A 730-nucleotide genomic window follows, 5' to 3' on the forward strand; every position below is an offset into this window, starting at 1 on the left:
GAAGAAGACATACATAAGTATGCTGATTTGATTCGCTGCGGTGAGTATACAGCGATCCTTCATGCATCGATAAGCGAAAACCCTATTGCAAGCGCTCGGTATCATAACATCCTTCAACCCGCAGGTTTCGGTGATGAACTTCGGGCTGTACTGGTCAGTGGCGGAGCCTGTTGGGGGTATCTAACCCTATATCGCAAGACGGAACAACCCGTATTCACGGAAGAGGAACGACTAAGCATCCAGGCCTGGACACCTTCTATTGCATTGATGTTACGATCCACAAGTCTGACTCTTATGGACGAGATTAAGAGCGGAAGTCCCTCGGACCCTGGTATTATGATCACATCGGACGTTTTCGAGATGTTATCCGTGAACGCTCCCGCTCAATATTGGCTATCACAATTACGTTTACTGGAGCATGTGGGACCAGATGTATTGCCGCGCCCAGTCCGTGCAGTCAGTTCGCATTTACAGCGTCAGATTCGTACAGATTCCGATTTGATGGTTGCGCGAGAACCTATCCTTCATTCGCCTTCCAAAGTCTGCATTCAACTCCTGGATGGCCGTTACCTTGTGCTTCATGCCAGCCGCATGCAGCAGTTCTCAGGTCCGGATCAGATTGCGATTAGGCTTGAACAGGCTATGCCGCAGGACTTACTGCCTTTACTCGCCGAGAGTCATGGGTTGTCCATTCGGGAACGAGAACTATTGGGTTACGTGCTGCGCAGTT

1 pseudogene is annotated in these 730 nt (G+C 50.0%); it reads left to right on the forward strand.

Annotated features, from left to right (window positions below):
- Positions 1-730: pseudogene (locus gpAD87_RS32050) on the forward strand (LuxR family transcriptional regulator); the annotation flags it as partial.

The sequence above is a fragment of the Paenibacillus sp. AD87 genome, from assembly GCF_001659845.1.
GTDB classification, from domain to species: Bacteria; Bacillota; Bacilli; order Paenibacillales; family Paenibacillaceae; genus Paenibacillus; species Paenibacillus marchantiae.